The sequence below is a fragment of the Salmonella sp. A7 genome (genome assembly GCF_020181675.1).
GTDB lineage: Bacteria > Pseudomonadota > Gammaproteobacteria > Enterobacterales > Enterobacteriaceae > Salmonella > Salmonella enterica.
In genome coordinates, this window is sequence record NZ_CP084001.1 from 1,880,387 (window position 1) to 1,898,785 (window position 18,399).

Annotated in this window: 24 protein-coding genes; 10 read left to right on the plus strand and 14 right to left on the minus strand. The window is 51.5% G+C overall.

Going from position 1 to position 18,399, the window contains the following annotated elements; all coding sequences use genetic code 11:
* Positions 1-278 precede the first annotated feature (278 nt).
* Positions 279-491: a cold shock domain-containing protein gene (locus tag LCS67_RS09050; RefSeq protein ID WP_000208509.1), complete on the plus strand. Its 213-nt coding sequence runs from the start codon at positions 279-281 to the stop codon at positions 489-491.
* Positions 492-501: 10 nt separating this feature from the next.
* Positions 502-690: a hypothetical protein gene (locus LCS67_RS09055; RefSeq protein ID WP_024131109.1), complete on the plus strand. Its 189-nt coding sequence runs from the start codon at positions 502-504 to the stop codon at positions 688-690.
* A gap of 258 nt (positions 691-948) precedes the next feature.
* Here LCS67_RS09055 and ompS1 read toward each other — a convergent pair whose 3' ends face one another.
* Complete coding sequence (gene ompS1, locus LCS67_RS09060; protein WP_031567923.1) at positions 949-2,127, minus strand: porin OmpS1; 1,179 nt, start codon at positions 2,125-2,127, stop codon at positions 949-951.
* A gap of 649 nt (positions 2,128-2,776) precedes the next feature.
* On the opposite strand from ompS1, the gene drpB reads away from it, so the two are divergent.
* The 4 genes from drpB (at position 2,777) to LCS67_RS09080 (ending at position 5,818) form a co-directional block, all read left to right on the plus strand.
* Positions 2,777-3,088: a cell division protein DrpB gene (gene drpB / locus LCS67_RS09065; RefSeq protein WP_000107440.1), complete on the plus strand. Its 312-nt coding sequence runs from the start codon at positions 2,777-2,779 to the stop codon at positions 3,086-3,088.
* 79 nt (positions 3,089-3,167) lie between these two features.
* Positions 3,168-3,863, plus strand: a complete 696-nt coding sequence (locus LCS67_RS09070; protein WP_000377042.1) for a phosphohydrolase — start codon at positions 3,168-3,170, stop codon at positions 3,861-3,863.
* Between the two features lie 73 nt (positions 3,864-3,936).
* Positions 3,937-5,367, plus strand: coding sequence for a DNA cytosine methyltransferase (locus tag LCS67_RS09075; protein ID WP_001157316.1), 1,431 nt, complete (start codon positions 3,937-3,939; stop codon positions 5,365-5,367).
* Positions 5,348-5,818: a very short patch repair endonuclease gene (locus LCS67_RS09080; protein ID WP_000785978.1), complete on the plus strand. Its 471-nt coding sequence runs from the start codon at positions 5,348-5,350 to the stop codon at positions 5,816-5,818. Before LCS67_RS09075 ends, LCS67_RS09080 begins: the two co-directional genes overlap by 20 nt.
* On the opposite strand, the gene yedA is transcribed toward LCS67_RS09080, so the two are convergent.
* Entirely contained in the window at positions 5,807-6,727 is a 921-nt protein-coding gene (yedA, locus tag LCS67_RS09085; protein WP_001212264.1) for a drug/metabolite exporter YedA, read from the minus strand. The genes LCS67_RS09080 and yedA overlap by 12 nt on opposite strands.
* 169 nt (positions 6,728-6,896) lie before the next feature.
* Between yedA and LCS67_RS09090 the strand changes: the two genes are divergently transcribed.
* The 3 genes from LCS67_RS09090 to dgcQ all read left to right on the plus strand — a co-directional run bounded on the left by LCS67_RS09090 (position 6,897) and on the right by dgcQ (position 9,953).
* Positions 6,897-7,814 (plus strand): DUF808 domain-containing protein, encoded by a 918-nt coding sequence (locus tag LCS67_RS09090; protein WP_085920526.1) that lies wholly within the window; start codon positions 6,897-6,899, stop codon positions 7,812-7,814.
* A gap of 76 nt (positions 7,815-7,890) precedes the next feature.
* Entirely contained in the window at positions 7,891-8,076 is a 186-nt protein-coding gene (locus LCS67_RS09095) for a YodC family protein (protein WP_000232161.1), read from the plus strand.
* Between the two features lie 164 nt (positions 8,077-8,240).
* Complete coding sequence (gene dgcQ, locus LCS67_RS09100; protein WP_001119818.1) at positions 8,241-9,953, plus strand: cellulose biosynthesis regulator diguanylate cyclase DgcQ; 1,713 nt, start codon at positions 8,241-8,243, stop codon at positions 9,951-9,953.
* Here dgcQ and LCS67_RS09105 read toward each other — a convergent pair.
* Positions 9,932-10,747: a mannosyl-3-phosphoglycerate phosphatase-related protein gene (locus tag LCS67_RS09105; protein WP_000948794.1), complete on the minus strand. Its 816-nt coding sequence runs from the start codon at positions 10,745-10,747 to the stop codon at positions 9,932-9,934. The genes dgcQ and LCS67_RS09105 overlap by 22 nt on opposite strands.
* Before the next feature lie 309 nt (positions 10,748-11,056).
* Positions 11,057-11,284 (minus strand): YodD family peroxide/acid resistance protein, encoded by a 228-nt coding sequence (yodD, locus tag LCS67_RS09110; RefSeq protein WP_000844798.1) that lies wholly within the window; start codon positions 11,282-11,284, stop codon positions 11,057-11,059.
* A 128-nt stretch (positions 11,285-11,412) separates the two neighbouring features.
* Here yodD and dsrB point away from each other — a divergent pair, with 128 nt between their 5' ends.
* A complete protein-coding gene (dsrB, locus tag LCS67_RS09115) occupies positions 11,413-11,607 on the plus strand; it encodes a protein DsrB (protein WP_000867218.1) in 195 nt (64 codons plus the stop codon).
* A 38-nt stretch (positions 11,608-11,645) separates the two neighbouring features.
* Here the strand turns inward: dsrB and rcsA are convergent, their stop codons facing one another.
* The 10 genes from rcsA to fliJ form a co-directional block, all read right to left on the minus strand.
* A complete protein-coding gene (gene rcsA / locus LCS67_RS09120; protein WP_000103971.1) occupies positions 11,646-12,269 on the minus strand; it encodes a transcriptional regulator RcsA in 624 nt (207 codons plus the stop codon).
* Between the two features lie 281 nt (positions 12,270-12,550).
* Positions 12,551-13,345, minus strand: coding sequence for a flagellar biosynthetic protein FliR (fliR, locus tag LCS67_RS09125; protein WP_000616953.1), 795 nt, complete (start codon positions 13,343-13,345; stop codon positions 12,551-12,553).
* Positions 13,346-13,353: 8 nt separating this feature from the next.
* Complete coding sequence (gene fliQ / locus LCS67_RS09130) at positions 13,354-13,623, minus strand: flagellar biosynthesis protein FliQ (protein WP_000187355.1); 270 nt, start codon at positions 13,621-13,623, stop codon at positions 13,354-13,356.
* Positions 13,624-13,632: 9 nt separating this feature from the next.
* Entirely contained in the window at positions 13,633-14,370 is a 738-nt protein-coding gene (gene fliP / locus LCS67_RS09135; protein WP_001253411.1) for a flagellar type III secretion system pore protein FliP, read from the minus strand.
* Positions 14,370-14,747 carry a flagellar biosynthetic protein FliO gene (gene fliO / locus LCS67_RS09140; RefSeq protein WP_000978281.1) on the minus strand — a complete coding sequence of 126 codons (378 nt, stop codon included), beginning with the start codon at positions 14,745-14,747 and terminating at the stop codon, positions 14,370-14,372. Before fliO ends, fliP begins: the two co-directional genes overlap by 1 nt.
* Positions 14,747-15,160 (minus strand): flagellar motor switch protein FliN, encoded by a 414-nt coding sequence (gene fliN / locus LCS67_RS09145; protein ID WP_001282111.1) that lies wholly within the window; start codon positions 15,158-15,160, stop codon positions 14,747-14,749. The genes fliO and fliN overlap by 1 nt, the downstream gene beginning before the upstream one ends.
* Positions 15,157-16,161: a flagellar motor switch protein FliM gene (gene fliM, locus LCS67_RS09150; protein WP_000502811.1), complete on the minus strand. Its 1,005-nt coding sequence runs from the start codon at positions 16,159-16,161 to the stop codon at positions 15,157-15,159. The genes fliN and fliM overlap by 4 nt, the downstream gene beginning before the upstream one ends.
* Before the next feature lie 4 nt (positions 16,162-16,165).
* A complete protein-coding gene (fliL, locus tag LCS67_RS09155; RefSeq protein ID WP_031567949.1) occupies positions 16,166-16,633 on the minus strand; it encodes a flagellar basal body-associated protein FliL in 468 nt (155 codons plus the stop codon).
* Positions 16,634-16,737: 104 nt separating this feature from the next.
* Positions 16,738-17,955, minus strand: coding sequence for a flagellar hook length control protein FliK (fliK, locus tag LCS67_RS09160; RefSeq protein ID WP_000631672.1), 1,218 nt, complete (start codon positions 17,953-17,955; stop codon positions 16,738-16,740).
* On the minus strand, positions 17,952-18,395 hold the full coding sequence (gene fliJ / locus LCS67_RS09165; RefSeq protein WP_000046981.1) for a flagellar export protein FliJ: 444 nt from the start codon (positions 18,393-18,395) through the stop codon (positions 17,952-17,954). The genes fliK and fliJ overlap by 4 nt, the downstream gene beginning before the upstream one ends.
* Between the last annotated feature and the right edge of the window lie 4 nt (positions 18,396-18,399).

The following is an 18,399-nucleotide window of genomic DNA, read 5'->3' on the forward strand; positions in this document are numbered from 1 at the left end:
CAGGTTTCAGCCGTAGCGACGGGCATGGATAAAAAGAGTATGGCAATCAGCGTGATAATGCTAAAAAACAATTAATATTTTTTTAACAAAACTAAAGCTTGCTATGTGCAGTTAACCATGCGTTAATGGTTGTGCGGTTTGATACAAACTTATCTGAAGTAGTGATTGTAATATTTCTCATCATTTGTTCCTCTTGAGATCTCCTTTAGGTTTTTTTCTCTCTGATAATTTTCTTCAGGCCATTTTGCCCAAGGGCTCATTCAAAAGGTAACAATATTATGACGACGAAAATCACTGGTTTAGTAAAATGGTTTAACCCTGAAAAGGGCTTTGGTTTCATTACGCCTAAAGATGGCAGCAAAGATGTGTTTGTGCATTTTTCCGCCATTCAAAGTAATGAATTCCGCACTCTGAATGAAAATCAGGAAGTGGAGTTTTCAGTAGAGCAGGGACCAAAAGGTCCATCAGCGGTCAACGTTGTGGCGCTTTAAGGCAACTGATATTACTAATAAAATTCACTTCCGGTGTCCATGTTGCCATGGTTCACAATACAGAACATCGACATTCGATGTTACTGAGCAAAACCCATTTGGCGCGAAATGTATTTTTTGTAAGTCAACCATGATCACTTTTGATAATGTTGGATTATACATTCGCTCAGGACAGGTTCCGCCAGATTTTAGAAAATAACTCATATTAGCTCCGTACCGGAGCTTTTTTATGCCCGATGATTGTCATCTATAGACGCTGGCATTCATCATCTATAGTGGCATTTTCCTTTCCTCAAAAGTGTTATTTCTCTTGCAGACAGCGCCTGAAAAGAGCGACGTTGTCTTCATCTATCCGATGAAGCCAGGTCACCTGTCTTTGCGCCGTTATCCGTTATTTAATTCTTGCCCTATAATAACAAGCCCGCGCTAAGCACGGGCTTGAATAATATAAAGCGTCTTAGAACTGGTAGACCAGGCCAACACCTACGATATCATCGGTTGCAATACCGTTGCTTGCGTAGAAGTCATCATCTTCGTCCAGCAGGTTGATTTTATAATCAACGTAGGTGGACATATTTTTGTTGAAGTAGTAAGTCATACCGACGTCAACATATTTAACCAGATCTTTGTTGGTGTAACGCCAGTTGCCACGATGGACTTCCTGACCGCCTAAATCTTTGCCCTTAGACTGCAAGTAGGCGATGGACGGACGCAGACCGAAATCGAACTGATACTGCGCAACCACTTCAAAGTTCTGGGTTTTGTTAGCAATACCGCCATTATCTTCGCCATTGCCGCCGCCATAATAGGTCATGTTGCGGGTTTCAGCGTACATCGCCGCCAGGTAAACATTGTAGGCGTCATATTTGGCACCTACGGTCCAGGCTTCAGCGGTTTCACCACCAGCATAGTTGTTGCGCTCATTCATGCCGTCGCCATAACCACGAGCAACCTGATTGTCCGTACGGTCAGAGGAAGAGTAGGCCGCACCCAGGCTTAACCCGAAGTCAAAGTCGTAGGAGGCAGACATACCGAAACCGTCGCCGTTTTCACGGGCCAGTTTGCGGCTGCCGCCGTTACCTGTACCTTCACCAGCACCGCCATTTTCATTATTACCCTGGTACTGCAACGCGAAGTTCAGGCCTTCCACCAGACCGAAGAAGTCGGTATTACGGTAGGTAGCAACGCCGTTGGTTCTGCCCAGCATATAGACATCGGTCTGGGTATAAGTATCACCGCCGAATTCCGGCAGCGCATCGGTCCAGGCTTCAATGTCGTAGATAACACCATAGTTACGGCCATAATCGAAAGAGCCGTACTCGCCGAATTTCAGACCGGCAAAGCCCAGACGAGTCCAGGAGTTTGCACCTTCGCCTTCGGTGGTGTTTACCTTAATGTTGTATTCCCACTGACCATAGCCGGTCAGCATATCGTTAATCTGCGTTTCGCCTTTAAAGCCAAAACGGGCGTAGGACTGGTCGCCGTCGTCGCCTGCATTGTCAGAGAAGTAACGCAGACCATCAACTTTGCCGTACAGGTCGAGTTTGTTGCCATTTTTATTATAAACTTCAGCCGCATTTGCTGCGCCTGCCACTAATAACGCCGGGACAAGCAGTGCCAGAACTTTTCTGTTCATTATGTATTCCCTTATGATAATAATTTATATGAATATGTAGCCACTTCAACAAAACTACAAATTGATACTATTCTATGAAGTTCATGGAATTTAAAAAATAACATGTAACAAAGGTATTTAAAATATTTCAATTTGTTTCTGTTTGGTTTTTTATAATACAGACCATATAAGTAACTAAGAATATATATTCTATAATTATCATTTTTTATCAATGGGTTATGTGTTTTGATTTGATGTTTTTTGGCGTGAATATAATTTGTTTTTTATATGTATTTCATGATTTGATTATGAAAAAGCATAAAAAAAACCGGCATAAATGCCGGTAATGTGGGTAATGATAAAATAAATGATAAAAGGCTAATAACCGAATCATTCTGACACTTAATGCTAATAAAATAAAACGCTATCGCGGTGCGTAAAAATAAGTTGTTCTGGTTATGGGTTATTCTGCATCAGAGTGCGATTCAATCACCATTCCCTTATTTAACAGCAGGTTCAGCGCCAGGCGTAACATTATCTGAGAATAAACTATTTGTGGAATGAATAACCAGAACAGGTGGATAAGGTATTTTATGGTCGAAATGTGACTAATGTCACATTATAATGTAATTAATGTCATATGACTTACATCACAAAAGCGGAGTAAAGTTTGAGTACCAGGGAGGACAACGCCACCCGTAGCATGGGCGGCAAATTAGCGTTATGGGTTTTTTATACCTTTTGCGGCTACTTCATCTGGGCGATGGCGCGTTGCGTGTGGCTGATGTCCGCCATACAAACCGAGCCGGTTCTCGGCCCAATCAGCACTCCTGGCAGCACAACGGAAAAATGGCTGAACGCGCTTTCGCTGGGCGTCGTCTGGCTTATTCTGGGGAGTATTGCCTGGTATACCCGGCCTCGCAAAAACAGGAGTTATCCCGCCGACACTAAGCCAGAAACGCGCAAGCAAGCAGGGATGTAAAGTGGTGGCGGATATGTCAGGATAGCGAACCCTGTGCTCAGGCATGTAATAAAAATGGTCTGCTATAAAGAGAGGGCGTATGGACTCAGGATACTGGCAATCGCAGTTTGAAGACTGGCTACGTCACCACCATCAGGAACAGGATGCCGCCCATGACATCTTCCATTTTCGTCGTGTTTGGGCAACCGCGCAAACGCTGGGGGAAAACAGTCCTGTCGACTGGCTGGTGGTGCTATCGGCATGTTATTTCCATGACATCGTCAGCCTGGCGAAAAATCATCCGCAGCGGCATCGTTCTTCCATTCTGGCGGCGGCAGAAACCCGGCGTATTTTTCTGCGGGATTTTCCTGACTTTCCGGCAGAAAAACTGGCGGGCATTTGTCATGCTATCGAAGCGCATAGTTTCAGCGCAAAAATTGCGCCCACCACGCCAGAGGCAAAAATCGTGCAGGATGCAGACAGGCTGGAGGCGTTGGGCGCCATTGGTCTGGCGCGGGTCTTCGCGGTCTCCGGCGCGCTGGGCGTCGCGCTGTTTGATGCCGACGATCCCTTTGCCGACAGACGGCCTCTTAACGATAAGCAATTCGCGCTCGACCATTTTCAAACCAAGCTGCTGAAACTGCCGCTGACGATGCAGACCGAACGGGGCAAGTACCTGGCGCAGCGTAATGCGGATTTTCTGGTGTCGTACATGGCGAAACTGAGCGCTGAGCTGAAAGGCGACTATGAAACACGGGATGAGGCGGTCATCCAGATGTTTGCTACGCATCAGTAACCCCTGTCGCTGAAACGTAAACCGCGTCATTTTATGTTAGTCTGTCGGCAATTATTTTTGGCCGGTTAAATGTATGCAGGAAAATATTTCAGTAACACACGCCCGGAACCTCATCGCCGACGACGCCGGAAGCGAGATCCAGGCGATGCTGAGTCAATTGCTGGAAATCTACGATGTTAAAACGCTGGTGGCGCACCTTAACGGCCTGGGCGAGCAGCACTGGAGCCCGGCCATCTTAAAGCGCGTAATGATGAACGCGGCATGGCATCGTTTGAGCGACAATGAACTCACCTGTCTTAAAACAGGGTTGCCGACGCCGCCAGCGCATCATCCACATTACGCCTTTCGTTTTATCGATCTCTTCGCGGGCATCGGCGGCATTCGCCGCGGATTTGAAGCGATAGGCGGACAGTGCGTGTTTACCAGCGAATGGAATAAGCACGCGGTACGGACATATAAAGCGAACTATTTTTGCGATCCGCTGCAACATCGCTTTAATGAAGATATCCGCGATATCACATTGAGCCACCGGGAAGGGGTCAGCGATGATGAGGCGGCGGAACACATTCGCCAGCATATTCCGCAACATGATGTCCTGCTGGCGGGCTTTCCCTGTCAGCCATTTTCTCTGGCGGGCGTTTCCAAGAAAAATGCGCTGGGCCGCGCCCACGGCTTTGCCTGCGAGACTCAGGGGACGTTATTTTTTGATGTCGTAAGAATTATCGACGCTCGCCGCCCCGCGCTGTTTGTGCTGGAAAACGTGAAAAACCTTAAAAGTCACGACCAGGGCAACACCTTCCGCATTATTATGCAAACGCTCGATGAACTGGGATATGACGTGGCGGATGCCGCTGACAATGGCCCGGACGATCCGAAAATTATCGACGGGCAGCACTTTCTTCCTCAGCATCGGGAACGTATTGTGTTAGTGGGATTCCGCCGCGATTTAAACCTGAAAACCGATTTTACGTTACGCAATATCGCCCGCTGTTATCCACCGCGCCGTCCGACGCTGGCAGAACTGCTGGAGCCCGTCGTCGAAGCCAAATATATCCTGACGCCGGTGCTGTGGAAATATTTATATCGCTACGCGAAAAAGCACCAGGCGCGGGGAAACGGTTTTGGCTATGGCATGGTTTATCCTGATAATCCGGGAAGTGTGGCGCGCACGTTATCTGCTCGCTACTACAAAGATGGCGCCGAAATTCTGATCGATCGTGGTTGGGATATGGCGAAAGGCGAAGTTAATTTCGACGATGCTGGCAACCAACAACATCGTCCCCGCCGACTCACGCCGAGAGAGTGCGCGCGTTTAATGGGATTTGAGGCGCCGCAAACGTACCAGTTCAGGATACCTGTCTCGGATACGCAGGCCTATCGCCAGTTTGGCAACTCCGTGGTGGTGCCGGTATTTGCCGCGGTAGCAAAGCTGCTGGAACCCAAAATTCACCAGGCGGTGACGCTGCGTCAGAGAGAGACGGTAGATGGCGGACGTTCACGATAAAGCCACGCGCAGTAAAAATATGCGCGCGATAGCGACCCGCGATACGGCTATTGAAAAACGTCTTGCCGGCCTGCTAAGCGCGCAGGGGATTACGTTTCATACTCAGGACGCGACATTACCAGGCAAGCCGGACTTTGTGGTGAATGACTATGATTGTGTGATTTTTACTCACGGCTGCTTTTGGCATCATCACCACTGTTATCTGTTCAAAGTACCGGCCACGCGGACGGCTTTCTGGCTGGAAAAAATCGGTAAGAACGTTGAGCGCGATGAGCGCGATATTCAGCGTTTACAGGCGCTTGGCTGGCGGGTACTGATCGTCTGGGAGTGCGCCTTGCGCGGGCGAGCGAAATTGAGCGACGCGGCGTTGGCGGAGCGCCTGGAAGAGTGGATCTGCGGCGGCGGCGCCAGCGCGCAGATCGACACCCAGGGGATTCATCTACTGGCGTGAATCTTCCGTTTTACACGGCGTGACCACCGCCTTGACAGGAAACAGGTACTTACCCAGAGTCACCAGCACTACGGCAAACACAATCACACCCAGCGCGGCCCATTCAACGGGCGATAACCTCTCGCCACCCAGGCCGGTGCCAAGCAACACGGCGACAACCGGATTCACGTAGGCGTAGCTGGTCGCCAGCGCCGGACTGACGTTGCGAATCAGGTACATATAGGCATTAATGGCGATAATAGAACCGAACAACGCCAGGTAGCCGACGGCCATAAACCCCGATAAGCCCGGCAGCGTGGCGAGCTTTTCGCCGGAAAGAAACGCCGCGCAAAGCAATACCACGCCCGCCGCCAACATTTCAATCGCGCCCGCCATCATGCCCACAGGGAGGGCGATGCGCGAGCCGTAAACGGAACCAAATGCCCAGCTCATCGAACCTATCAGGATCAAAATCGCGCCCCACGGATTGCCGCTTAAATTGCCGCCGCTGTTCAGCAGAATAATCCCGGCAAGTCCAATGGCAATCCCCACCCATTCTAATTTGCGCGTTTTAATACCAAAAAAGTAGCTAAAGCACAGCGTAAATAGCGGGACAGTGGCGACCACGACGGCAGCAATGCCTGATGGCACGTTTTGATGCTCCGCCACCGTCACCAGACCGTTACCCACCGCCAGCAGCAGTAGACCAATCAGCGCGGCGTTGATGGTCTGGCGCAGCGGCGGAAGTTTTTCGCCGCGCAGCAGCAAAAACGCCATGAGCAACATCCCCGCCGAGAGAAAACGTACGCCTGCCATCATCAGCGGCGGCCAGCTTTCAACGCCTATGCGGATAACAAAATAGGTAGACCCCCAAATGATGTACAAGGCAAAAAGCGCGCCAAAAAGAGGTAATAACTGCCGGAAACGCATAATCACTCACGGTGAAATAAAAAGGGTGGATATAGTAAACGTCAAAATTATTATGCTGGCGAGCATTATAATTGTCCTTTTGGAATAAAAAGGCGTTGACCCGCGCCGCCGGTTTCGGCATTGCGCGTTTTGCTACATACTTAACGTCTTAGAAGAAAAGACCGAGGAAATCATTTTGGCAGGAAGTAGCTTACTGACATTACTCGACGATATCGCTACGCTGCTGGACGATATTTCGGTAATGGGCAAATTGGCCGCGAAAAAAACCGCGGGCGTACTGGGGGACGACCTGTCGCTCAATGCGCAGCAGGTGACCGGCGTTCGCGCTAATCGCGAGCTGCCAGTGGTATGGAGCGTGGCGAAAGGATCATTAATCAACAAGGTTATTCTGGTGCCGTTGGCGCTGCTGATAAGCGCATTTATCCCGTGGGCCATCACGCCTTTATTAATGTTAGGCGGCGCGTTTCTCTGCTTTGAAGGGGTAGAAAAAGTCCTGCATACCTTTGAGGCGCGAAAACACAAAGAAGACCCGGCGGAGCGGCAAAAACGTCTTGAGGCGCTGGCTGCGCAAGATCCTTTGGCCTTTGAAAAAGATAAAGTAAAAGGGGCGGTCCGTACCGATTTCATTCTTTCCGCTGAAATTGTGGCCATTACCCTGGGGATTGTCGCGCAGGCGCCGCTGCTTAATCAGGTGTTGGTGCTGGCGGGGATTGCTTTGGTTGTGACTATTGGCGTGTATGGCCTGGTGGGTATTATTGTCAAACTGGATGATATGGGGTACTGGCTGGCGGAAAAGCGTAGCGTGTTGGCGCAGGGCGTCGGTAAAGGATTACTGATTATCGCGCCCTGGTTAATGAAAGCATTATCCATTGTCGGTACGCTGGCGATGTTTCTGGTCGGCGGCGGGATTGTCGTACACGGTATTGCGCCGCTACACCATGCCATTGAACATTTTGCGCAGCAGCAGGGGGCTTTCATGGCGCATACGATCCCTGCGGGGCTGAATCTGGTGCTCGGCTTTATTATCGGCGCCATTGTGGTGGCGCTGGTGAAAGGTGTGGCGAAAATTCGCGGTGTTTCGCACTGATTTTCTACAATGAATTATGCAAAATTGCCCATCCTCGTCTAAGGTGAAAACGTTTCATCTGATACAGGAGGCAGGTATGGTCTTTTCTGTCAGTGAGGAAGTTACCGTGAAAGAGGGTGGGCCCCGGATGATCGTCACCGGTTATTCCAGCGGAATGGTAGAGTGTCGCTGGTATGATGGTTTTGGCGTAAAGCGGGAGGCATTCCATGAGAATGAGCTCGTGCCAGGCAAGGAAAGGCGCGTGCGGGACGAAGCCCGATGACAAAACGCCCGGTTAATGCCGGGCGTTTTGCTGTGGAGAAAAAGAGTCGTCGCGCTGCGACATGCTGCTACCTGGTTATGCCAGGATTGAGTGGTATCCCTTGATGAGGTCTGGCTACCGTAAGCCATCAGGGGGCGTTGTATCAATAACCAGGAGTTACCAGGGTGCCGCACGAAACACTGTTAGATAATCAAGGCTGGTTTAAAAAGCTGGCGCGGCGTTTTGGTCCCGGTCATGTCGTCAACACCTGTTTTCTGATCGTGATGCTGTTCTCGACGCTACTTACCTGGCGGGAAGTGATGATACTGAAAGACGCGTATGTCGCCAGTCAGCGCAATCATCTGGGGAGCGTCGCGAATGTCCTTGACCGCCAACTGCAATTCAACATGGACAGGTTGATCTTTTTACGCAACGGTATGCATGAAGCGCTGGTGGCGCCGCTGGCTTTTTCCGCATTGCAAAGCGCGGTGACGCAGTTTGAGCAACGACGCGTCAGACATTTCTGGCAACTGGAGCTGGATAAGCGGCGGACATTGCCGTTATATGGCGTTTCCGATCAATTTGTCGCCCGGACGACGCTTCTTTCGCGGGAGAGTCGTGACCTGGCAAATGAATTAACCGCCACGCTGGAGTTAGGGTATCTGGCGCGTCTGGCGCGCTCAGCCGCCATGCTGACGCTGGAGACGATGTATGTTTCTCGCTCAGGGTTTTACCTCTCAACTCTCCCTACGGCGTACGGTAGCGATATTGTCTCCCGTTACTATCAGTACGTGACCCAGCCCTGGTTTATCGAGCAAAGCCAACGGCGTAACCCACAGCGCGGCGTGCGGTGGTTTACCTCCGCACAGCCCTATGTTGCTGACGAGCAGAAAAAAGTGACAGCCAGTCTACCGCTGGATCACGATAATTACTGGTATGGCGTACTGGCAATGGATATTCCCGTCGCGTCATTACAGCGGTTCCTGCGCGATGCGGCCGAAAAGGATATTGAAGGGGAATATCAGCTATACGATAACCATCTCCGTTTGTTGACGGACTCCGCGCCGGAACAACAAACCGCGAATACGTTAAATGACCGTGAGCGCGCCTTACTGGCGCGTGAAATAGAAAAAGATACCCTGGGCGGGCTGCGTTTAGGAACGCATTATGTAAGCTGGGAGCGGCTGGATCATTTTGATGGCGTCCTGCTGCGCGTGCATACATTACGTGAAGGCATACAAGGGAATTTTGGCAGTATTAGTATCGCGCTGACGCTGTTATGGGTGCTTTTTACGGCGATGCTGTTGATCTCCTGGGGCGTTATTCGACATATGGTCAAAAACATGTTTGTTCTGCAAAATTCGCTGCAATGGCAGGCATGGCACGATCCGCTGACCCGGCTATATAACCGTGGCGCGCTGTTTGAAAAAGCGTCCAGGCTGGCAAAGCGCTATCGGGAAGCCCGCCAGCCATTTTCTGTGATACAGCTGGATTTAGATTATTTTAAAAGCGTTAACGATCGCTTTGGCCATCAGGCAGGCGATCGCGTGTTGTCCCATGCCGCTGGGCTCATTGGCAGCACCATTCGAGCGCACGACATCGCCGGACGGGTAGGGGGCGAAGAGTTTTGTATCGTGCTGCCCGGCGCGACGAAAGCGCAGGCGCTGCAGATTGCCGAACGCATACGCCAGCGCATTAATGACAAAGAGATTCTGGTGACGAAAAGCACGACGCTTCGTATCAGCGCGTCAATGGGGATCAGTAGCGCGGAGGAATACGGCGACTATGATTTTGAGCAGTTGCAGTCGCTGGCCGACAAACGGCTTTATTACGCCAAACAGTCCGGACGTAACCGTATTTGCGCCAGCGACGCGACTCAGGAGCGGGAAAAGAAATAGTCCATTCCTTCGCGCCAGCCATCCGGCCCTTCGTTCTGGCTACGGTAGACGCGCTGAGGATCGTCGTTACGCAAATGTACACCCTCCCGGTTTAGCCCTTTAACGACAACCGCATAATCCATCACATCCAGTAAGGGCGCATCATTGGGGCCGTCTCCTAGTCCCAACGTCAGAGGACGCGCGCGCCACTGCCGACGATATGCTTCAATCAGCCAGTTGGCAGCCTGATCTTTTCCGGCGGAGGCGTCCAGCACATGCCAGAAACGGGCGCCATGGACAAATTGCAGTCCCAGGTCATTTAAACGGGCGACAAACTGCGCCATGCGTTCATCGCTATCGCGCCAGATCAGCGACACCGACGCTTCATGCAGACGGGTTAGGGCAGACTGTGCCCGGTTTAGGCCCGTCCATTCGCTTATCACCTGATCGTCAACGTCATCAAACGTGGTGAACTTAAACTGTTCCTTTTCACGCAACTTATGCAGGACGAGGCGGATTTCGTTGTGAGAAATACCGGCTATCAGACGGGGATAGTTGGGATGGTCTTCCCAATGAACGTCCAGTTGGATCACCGCGCCGTTTTCCGCAATCAGCGGCAGTCCCTGTAGATTTAACGTCGTCTGGAGCTGGAGCATTTCAGCCGCGGTTTTACTGCTACAGAGGATCACGGGCACGCCGCTTTCATGCAGGCGAGTAAGCCAGGGGGCCGCGGGCTGCCACTCAAAAGTGTGGCTGTTCAGCAATGTGCCGTCCAGATCGGTAAAAATCAGCAAGGGGTCATGGATTGAGAGCATTTTTTCCTCATTTTCCGTTGCAACGGCGGGCTTATTTCCAGGAAAAGTCCTAAAGCACACCCGAAAGAAGTCGAACGCTAACTGGAACCGATCCCGTCGCTTCCAGGCAGCACATGCGTTGTCACACTTTTGCTACCGAACTATTAGCGTGCTTAATCATTCATGTAAAAAATATTTACTTGTCATGCAAAAAAATTGCAGATAAGGTAAATCTCACATCAGATTTCCTGGTGTAACGAATTTTCAAGTGCTTCTTGCATAAGCAAGTTTGATCCCGACCCGTAGGGCCGGGATTTTTTTCGGCCATTTTTAACGGTTTACTTCTGTTACACTAAAATCATGAATATCCAGCTCGAATGCTTCAGCTAATTCATGCCATGTATGATATTCCCGTCCGTCTACGCTCACCCGCTCAGGATCTTCCTGGCTACGGTGAACCTCGCTTTCGCTGATTTCATTGATGGCCGCCAGTAGCGCATCTACATCGACGCTCACTTCGCGCTTGGCCGTATCACTGTACTCTTTTGCCGTTTTCATCTTCACTACCTCACGGGTTCCTGACAGCCTAAGTATAGACCGTTGAGAAAACCAGCAAACACGCCGGCAAGGCGCTGTCAGACGCAGAAAATTGTTCTACACTGGCACAAAGTGACAGGAGGAAAATGATGAAGGTGAATGATCGGGTAACCGTTAAAACGGACGGCGGTCCCCGCCGACCGGGCGTGGTACTGGCAGTGGAAGAATTTAGTGAAGGCACAATGTACCTGGTTTCGCTGGAGGATTACCCGCTCGGCATCTGGTTCTTCAATGAGTCAGGTCACCAGGATGGTATTTTTGTCGAGAAGGCGGAGCAGGACTAATTGAGCCGGACTGGAGGTACATTGCCAGTCCGGATGTCTCAGCGCATGTTAACAAAAATGCCGTTAGTGACGTTATCTGTCAGCCGTACTACATGATAGATCACTTGTTTATTATGCGTTTTTATCTTTCTTTTTATATTCCCCTTATGGGAGGATACTGTTTTTGCTTTAATATTCATTCTGTCAGAAATCTGAATGGTTCCCTGACCTTCCATCCACATTCGCAACATGCTGGATTCAGTTCGACTTAACGATAATGTTGGTAAATTTATGGTTCCTGAAATACCCGACTCTTTTTTCAGAATATCGCCAAGAATGGTATCCAGCGAGTCAGGTTTAATCGATTTTGAGCTAATCAATAAGTTTTTTCTTACTAATAAATATTCATCAAAATGCACATTAGCAATTGCCATAAAAACAATAAATAAAGTGTCAGGATGTTGATTAATGATTTGCTTTATTTGTTGACTGTCTGAAGGCGTATGAATGAAACAGTCCTCATTAATAAACACCACCGAAGGCTGATGCGCGCCACAAGCGATAGCGAGTTCGTCAACGGTTTCGATGTCGTTGATTTCCCTTTTTTTCACCCCTCTGCTGACCAGATACCCGCTTAACCCTAGCCGGGTGTAACTGCATAAATCCATAATAATCGTTGACATGGCATACCCTCACTCAATGCGTAACGATAATTCCCCTTACCTGAATAACTCACCATAATCAGACGGAACACGAATAGTCACCTTAGACAACGCTTACGCGGTTTTTCAGGCGAACTTACTATCCCGTAAAGTTACATATAATTTGCCAGGAATCATCTTAAAGTAAAGTGAATGTTGCGTTATGTGAGTGAAGTAAAAACAAATAAGGGGCAGCGGATATATCCTGGTGAATGTTTTTTAAAATTTATTTTCGGATAAACCTTAGTAAAACAGGATAAAAATTATGGGTTATTATTTATCGGCATCTCGCTAACAATATCAGCAAGCAAATTGAAAATTTCGCTGAATAAATGTTCGCAAAACGGCGCAATTAATGGCATTAGCGCGGCCATCAGCATAATGCCGACGGTGAGGGTAAGCGGGAAACCGATAACAAATATCGAGAGCTGCGGCGCCATGCGGTTTAATAGCCCCAGCGCCAGGTTGAGCGTAAGCAGGAGGGTAATGACCGGCAATGCCAGCATCAGTCCGTTTAAGAAAATGAGCCCACCGGCCCTGGCGAGCGCCATAAATGCATTACTGTTCACCGGGTTACTACCGATGGGCAGAGTGTGGAAGGTATCGACCAGCAGCGAAATAAGCCACAAATGGCCATTAAAGGTGAGAAACAGTAGCATGGCGAGCATATCCATAATACGCGCCAGAACCGGCATATTCAGGTGGCTGCCCGGGTCGACGAAGGTGGCAAAGGAAAGCCCCATTTGCAGACCGATAAACTCACCTGCGGTACGCACCGCCGCAAAGGCGAATTGCATGGTAAATCCCAGCGCAATACCGATCAGAATTTGTTGCATCGCCAGCCATAAGGCGGCAATAGAAAAAAGCGGCGTATCGTTTGCCGGTAGCGACGGCGCGATAACAAGGGTAATCATTATTCCCAACCCCAGTTTTACCCGCTTGGGAATAGCGCGCTCGCTGAGAATTGGCGCCGTTGAAATCAGCGCCAGTACGCGCAGCAAAGGCCAGAAATAGAGATGCAGCCAGTATAGCCATTGCTCGCTTGTAACCTGTATCATCGTTCTGTTTATCCGATGATATAAGGTAAATTGCTGAACAGAGTACGCACGTAATCCAGCAGCAGGTTGAGCATCCACGGGCCGGCAACGATAATTGCGATGAATACCGCGACGATTTTAGGGATAAACGACAGCGTCATTTCATTAATCTGAGTCGCGGCCTGCAAGATGCTGATAATGAGGCCGGTAATCAGCGCGACGAGTAACAGCGGCGCAGCCAGGGCGAGAGCGACTTTCATCGCCTCGGTGCCCATCATCATGACGGATTCAGGAGTCATTTTGCGCCTCTAACTGTAAAAGCTTTGGGCCAGCGACCCCACAAGCAATTGCCAACCATCGACCAGCACAAACAGCATCAGCTTAAACGGTAGGGCGATTGTCGCTGGTGGCACCATCATCATCCCTAACGCCATCAATACGCTGGCGATCACCAGGTCGATAATCAAAAAAGGGATGAAAATCGTAAAACCGATCTGAAATGCCGTCTTTAATTCGCTGGTGACATAAGCGGGCAGGAGGATACGCATCGGTACTGCTTCCGGTCCCTGTAACGGACCGCTATTGGCCAGACGGGCAAACAGCGCCAGATCGGCTTCGCGGGTTTGGCGCAGCATGAACGCGCGTAACGGTTGCGCGCCTTTATCCAGCGCTTCCTGCATAGAAATTTTCTGCTCGCTAAACGGCTGGTAAGCGTCCACGTAAATCTTGTCAATGACGGGCGACATAATAAAAAAGGTCAAAAACAACGCCAGTCCGAGTAACACCTGGTTTGGCGGTGCCGAGGGCGTGCCCAGCGCGTTACGCAACAGGCCAAAAACAATGATGATACGCGTGAAGCTCGTCATCATCAGTAAAATCGCCGGCAGAAACGTCAGCGAGGTGATGAAAACCAGCGTCTGGACGGATAATGACCAGCTTTGGCCTCCGCCCGCTAATGGTTGGCTGATAAGCCCCGGCAGTTGCGCAGCGGCGGCGGGACTAAAAAGCCACAGACCCGCCAGAGAAAGGAATAACAAACGGCGCATCAGGATCTCCCGGAACGCTTGAGTAAGTTCTTCATCATGTTCTGGAAATCCGCCGGTGGGGCAACGGGTGCTTCCGTGTCATTCTCCGCGGGCGGGAGGGTGTGCAGCAGGTTGATCTGCGAGGCGGTCACGCCCAGTACCAGACGCGCATTTTCGACCTCGACAATCACCACGCGTTCGCGCGGGCCAAGCGAGGTGCTGGCTGACACCTTGAGTCCCCGGACGCTATTTCCTTTTGGTACGAATCCCATACGCTTAATCACCCAGGCCGCCGCCAGAATGAGCGCAATAATGCCAATTAATGCGCCGCTCACCTGCATGAGCGGCGATCCGGCTGGCGCGGTGGGCTGAGAAACCGTGGCCTCTGTTTTCATCATTAACGACTCAAACGACGCATACGCTCGGATGGCGTAATAATATCGGTGATACGTACGCCGTATTTATCCGCCACGACGACCACTTCACCCTGGGCAATCAGGTAGCCATTAATCAGGATATCCAGCGGCTCGCCCGCCAGCCCGTCCAGCGCGACGACCGACCCCTGCGTCAGACGCAACAGTTCTTTAATGGTCATTCGCGTGCGGCCCAGCTCTACGGTCAGTTTGACCGGGATATCCATAATCAGATCGATATCCTGCATAGCACCGCTGACATCGCCGCCGCCAAGCTGTTGGAAAACCGCGTCGGCGGCGCTTTTATTGGTGGTCGCTTTTTGCTCGTTTAACGCGTCAGCCCACAGATCATCCAATGCGCCAGTATTCTCATCGGACGGATTATTCATGTCACTCATTTGGGCTGTTCCTCATTCAGCGAATTCAAAATTGGGTTGATCAAATGTTCTACGCGTAGCGCATACTGTCCGTTTACGGTGCCATATTGGCTGGTGAGTACCGGAACGCCGTCCACATGAGCAATAATGCGGTCGGGTTTTTCAATCGGCAGTACATCGCCGGGTTTCAGCTTCAAAATCTGGGAAAGACGTAACGGAATATCGGCAAAATTGGCTACCAGCTCCAGTTCAGAGTGCTGAACCTGGCGCACCAGGTTATCACGCCAGTTCTGATCTTCATGGCGCGAGTTTTCCAGCGGCGGATTCACCAACAGCTCACGCAGCGGCTCGATCATGCTAAATGGCAGACAGATGTTAAATTCACCGGTCAGATTGCCGATCTCCACATGAAACGGCGTATTGACGACGATATCGTTCGGCGAGGTGGTGATATTGGTAAATTTCACCTGCATTTCGGAACGTACATACTCCACTTCCAGCGGATTAATGGCTTTCCATGCGTCGCTATAGCCTTCCAGCGCCAGTTTCAGCATACGGTTGATGACACGCTGTTCCGTATGGGTAAACTCGCGGCCCTCGACTTTGGTCGGAAAACGGCCGTCGCCGCCGAACAGGTTATCGACGGCAATAAACACCAGACTCGGCGAGAACACCACCAGCCCGGTGCCGCGTAGCGGCTTCAGGTGGATCAGGTTCAGGTTGGTCGGTACCGGCAGGTTACGCGCAAATTCGTGATACGGCTGAATACGTATGGCGCCCACGGTAATATCCGGGCTGCGGCGCAGCAGGTTAAATAATCCCATCCGGAACTGGCGTGCGAAACGCTCGTTAATAATCTCCAGCGCCTGCAAGCGTTCACGCACGACGCGACGCTGGGTATTAGGATCGTAAGGGCGAATATCGCTATCGCTTGCGATACCGGGAGTGGGTTCGTCTTTGGTGTCGCTGTCGCCGTTCAACAGCGCATCGATTTCAGCCTGAGAAAGAATACTATCGCCCATATCGTTACCGCAGAATAAAAGCTGTATAAAGCACGTCAGTGACGACCTGTTTTGGTTGTCCGGCAACGAGCGGCGCGGCCAGCGTCTCTTTAATGGCGGCAATCAGTTTTTGTTTGCCAGCTTCTGTTGAGAGCTCGGAGGCATTCTGGCGGGAAAACAACAACAACAGACGGCTGCGCACTTCCGGCAGATATTCATTTAATCGCGCGCGCGTCGCTTCGTCTTTCAGACGCAGGGTCACGCCGATATACAACACGCGATCCGCATCGCCCAGATTGACGGTAAACGTATCCAGCGCAAAAAATACCGGCGCGGGCGGCGGAGCCGGTTCCGCTTTAGCGTTCGTGGTCGGTTGCTGCTGCATACGCCAGTAGCTATAACCGGCGGTCGCGCAGGCGGCGAGGGTAATCAACACCAGCAAAGGTATCCAAATCGAGCGTTTGCTCTTTTTGTTAATCGCGGAGTCAGTCATCTGATACGGGCTTCCTGTTTCGGTACTGCTTATTGGCTGATTATCCCGTGTCCTGTCCACGACAAAGCGTGGAAAAGACGCGGATAATCATGCTACCTCTGGCGTTAGGCGAAGATATCCACTGCGCCATTGCCGCGCGCGGCGGCCTGAAGCGAGGCCGGCGCCGCTAACGCTATGTCATCTTCAGCGCCAAACGCGTCCGTGTGTTGGGCGCGGGAAGACTGTTGTTGCGACGAAGACTGCTGCTGTCCGGCAAAGCTTTCGCTACTGATACTGCTTTGTCCCAACTGAATGCCGCTTTCCGCCAACTGAGTGCGTAACATGGGCAGGGCGGCTTCCAGCGCGGCGCGGACATGGCTGTGCGGCGATACCATCTGGAGCTGCGCCTGATTGTCATCCAGCTTGAGCGAAATATGCACCTGACCTAACTCTTCCGGATGCAATCGAAGCTGCGCGCTTTGCTGTCCCTGACGCGTAAATAACATGACCTGCTGACTGAACGTTTGCTGCCATTCATGGCTGCCTAACGGCGCGCTGAGTACCGGGGCTGAGGCGACAGGTAGCGGTTGCGCCGTGGCGCTGCTGAGCGTCGGCATTGCCGCGCCATGCGTTACTGGCGCGGGCGGGCTATCCACCTCCACTTTCGCGCTGGTCGCGGCGGCAGCGACCACCAGCGGCGTCAGTGATGGCCCCGTGGCGCGATCGTCGCTGGCGCGCGCAAGCGACGCCTCGGTTTTCCCTTTTTCATGCTCGCTAAAAGAGAGCGTATGTGTCTCTTCCTGCGGCGCCGATGGCATGTCGCCGCGCAACAGTGACGGCAAGGCGATGTGATTTTCAGCCGGCGTCTCTCCGGCGACAGGCGTCGCGACAGGTTGTCCGGGCAGCATGGCGAATAAAGCGCTCAGACTGGCAAGATCCTCATCGCTCAGCGCGGGCGTTTTCTCATCATGCTGCGCCGTTTTACTCAATGCGGCCAGAGCGCTGGTTTTCAACGATGGCGTTAGCGTAGACAGTAGATGCTGCGCTTGTGTTAGATCGGTAAGCGTTTCATCCGTCGCATTCGCTTTTTGCGCCAGCAGGTCGGCAAGCTTCACCGCCTGGCCCGGCTCGCCATGTTGGGTCAGTAGCTCTTTCGATAACTTGCCGCCTGCCGCCTGTAAATCGGCCAGCGTGATGCGGGCGTCTTTGCCCTGTGCGCCGTCTGCGCCTAACGCGCCCGCCAGGAGCGCCAGAAAGTCCTCGGCTGAACCGGTGGTTTTTCCTGACGTCAGACCCGCGGTCATGTCGGTATCGGTGGTGATCAGTTGGGGCAGGGTGATCATTCGGGTTTCCTCATTGCTGCACGCTGAGCAAATTCATCCATCTTTTTCTGATCCATGCGGTTTTCAGCTAACAGCGCTGCCGCGGTTTGTCGGTCCTGTAAGGTTTGCCAGGCCTGAAGTCGCTGCTTTTTCTCACGCCAGCTCTTCAGCGCCAGGTCGACTTTTTGCGTCCACTGCGTAAGCTGGAGGCGATGCTGCTCTATCGCCTTTTCCAGTGTCTGAATAAACTGCTGATAGTTAATCCAGCGATTACTGGCGATGCCGTTGCCCATATCGGTGTTCAAATTACTGCGATACTCATTCTGATAATCGATCAGCATTTTGAGCTGTTCTTCCGCCTGTTGGCAGCCGCGACGCATTTCGCCCAGTAAACGCGCCGCGTCATCTACCTCTTTTTCGGCCAGATCTTTGAGTGTTTCCAGAGCGCCATGTTGTGCCATGATC

Bases quoted from the DNA above. Each gene is read 5' to 3' on its own strand.
- yodD (WP_000844798.1), bottom strand. From the start codon at position 11,284: ATGAAAACGGCAAAAGAGTACAGTGATACGGCCAAGCGCGAAGTGAGC.
- fliM (WP_000502811.1), bottom strand. From the start codon at position 16,161: ATGGGCGATAGTATTCTTTCTCAGGCTGAAATCGATGCGCTGTTGAAC.
- dsrB (WP_000867218.1), top strand. From the start codon at position 11,413: ATGAAGGTGAATGATCGGGTAACCGTTAAAACGGACGGCGGTCCCCGC.
- fliN (WP_001282111.1), bottom strand. From the start codon at position 15,160: ATGAGTGACATGAATAATCCGTCCGATGAGAATACTGGCGCATTGGAT.
- fliR (WP_000616953.1), bottom strand. From the start codon at position 13,345: ATGATACAGGTTACAAGCGAGCAATGGCTATACTGGCTGCATCTCTAT.
- LCS67_RS09105 (WP_000948794.1), bottom strand. From the start codon at position 10,747: ATGCTCTCAATCCATGACCCCTTGCTGATTTTTACCGATCTGGACGGC.
- fliJ (WP_000046981.1), bottom strand. From the start codon at position 18,395: ATGGCACAACATGGCGCTCTGGAAACACTCAAAGATCTGGCCGAAAAA.
- LCS67_RS09095 (WP_000232161.1), top strand. From the start codon at position 7,891: ATGGTCTTTTCTGTCAGTGAGGAAGTTACCGTGAAAGAGGGTGGGCCC.
- LCS67_RS09080 (WP_000785978.1), top strand. From the start codon at position 5,348: ATGGCGGACGTTCACGATAAAGCCACGCGCAGTAAAAATATGCGCGCG.
- fliO (WP_000978281.1), bottom strand. From the start codon at position 14,747: ATGATGAAAACAGAGGCCACGGTTTCTCAGCCCACCGCGCCAGCCGGA.
- fliK (WP_000631672.1), bottom strand. From the start codon at position 17,955: ATGATCACCCTGCCCCAACTGATCACCACCGATACCGACATGACCGCG.
- fliQ (WP_000187355.1), bottom strand. From the start codon at position 13,623: ATGACTCCTGAATCCGTCATGATGATGGGCACCGAGGCGATGAAAGTC.
- LCS67_RS09075 (WP_001157316.1), top strand. From the start codon at position 3,937: ATGCAGGAAAATATTTCAGTAACACACGCCCGGAACCTCATCGCCGAC.
- fliL (WP_031567949.1), bottom strand. From the start codon at position 16,633: ATGACTGACTCCGCGATTAACAAAAAGAGCAAACGCTCGATTTGGATA.
- ompS1 (WP_031567923.1), bottom strand. From the start codon at position 2,127: ATGAACAGAAAAGTTCTGGCACTGCTTGTCCCGGCGTTATTAGTGGCA.
- yedA (WP_001212264.1), bottom strand. From the start codon at position 6,727: ATGCGTTTCCGGCAGTTATTACCTCTTTTTGGCGCGCTTTTTGCCTTG.
- LCS67_RS09070 (WP_000377042.1), top strand. From the start codon at position 3,168: ATGGACTCAGGATACTGGCAATCGCAGTTTGAAGACTGGCTACGTCAC.
- LCS67_RS09050 (WP_000208509.1), top strand. From the start codon at position 279: ATGACGACGAAAATCACTGGTTTAGTAAAATGGTTTAACCCTGAAAAG.
- fliP (WP_001253411.1), bottom strand. From the start codon at position 14,370: ATGCGCCGTTTGTTATTCCTTTCTCTGGCGGGTCTGTGGCTTTTTAGT.
- rcsA (WP_000103971.1), bottom strand. From the start codon at position 12,269: ATGTCAACGATTATTATGGATTTATGCAGTTACACCCGGCTAGGGTTA.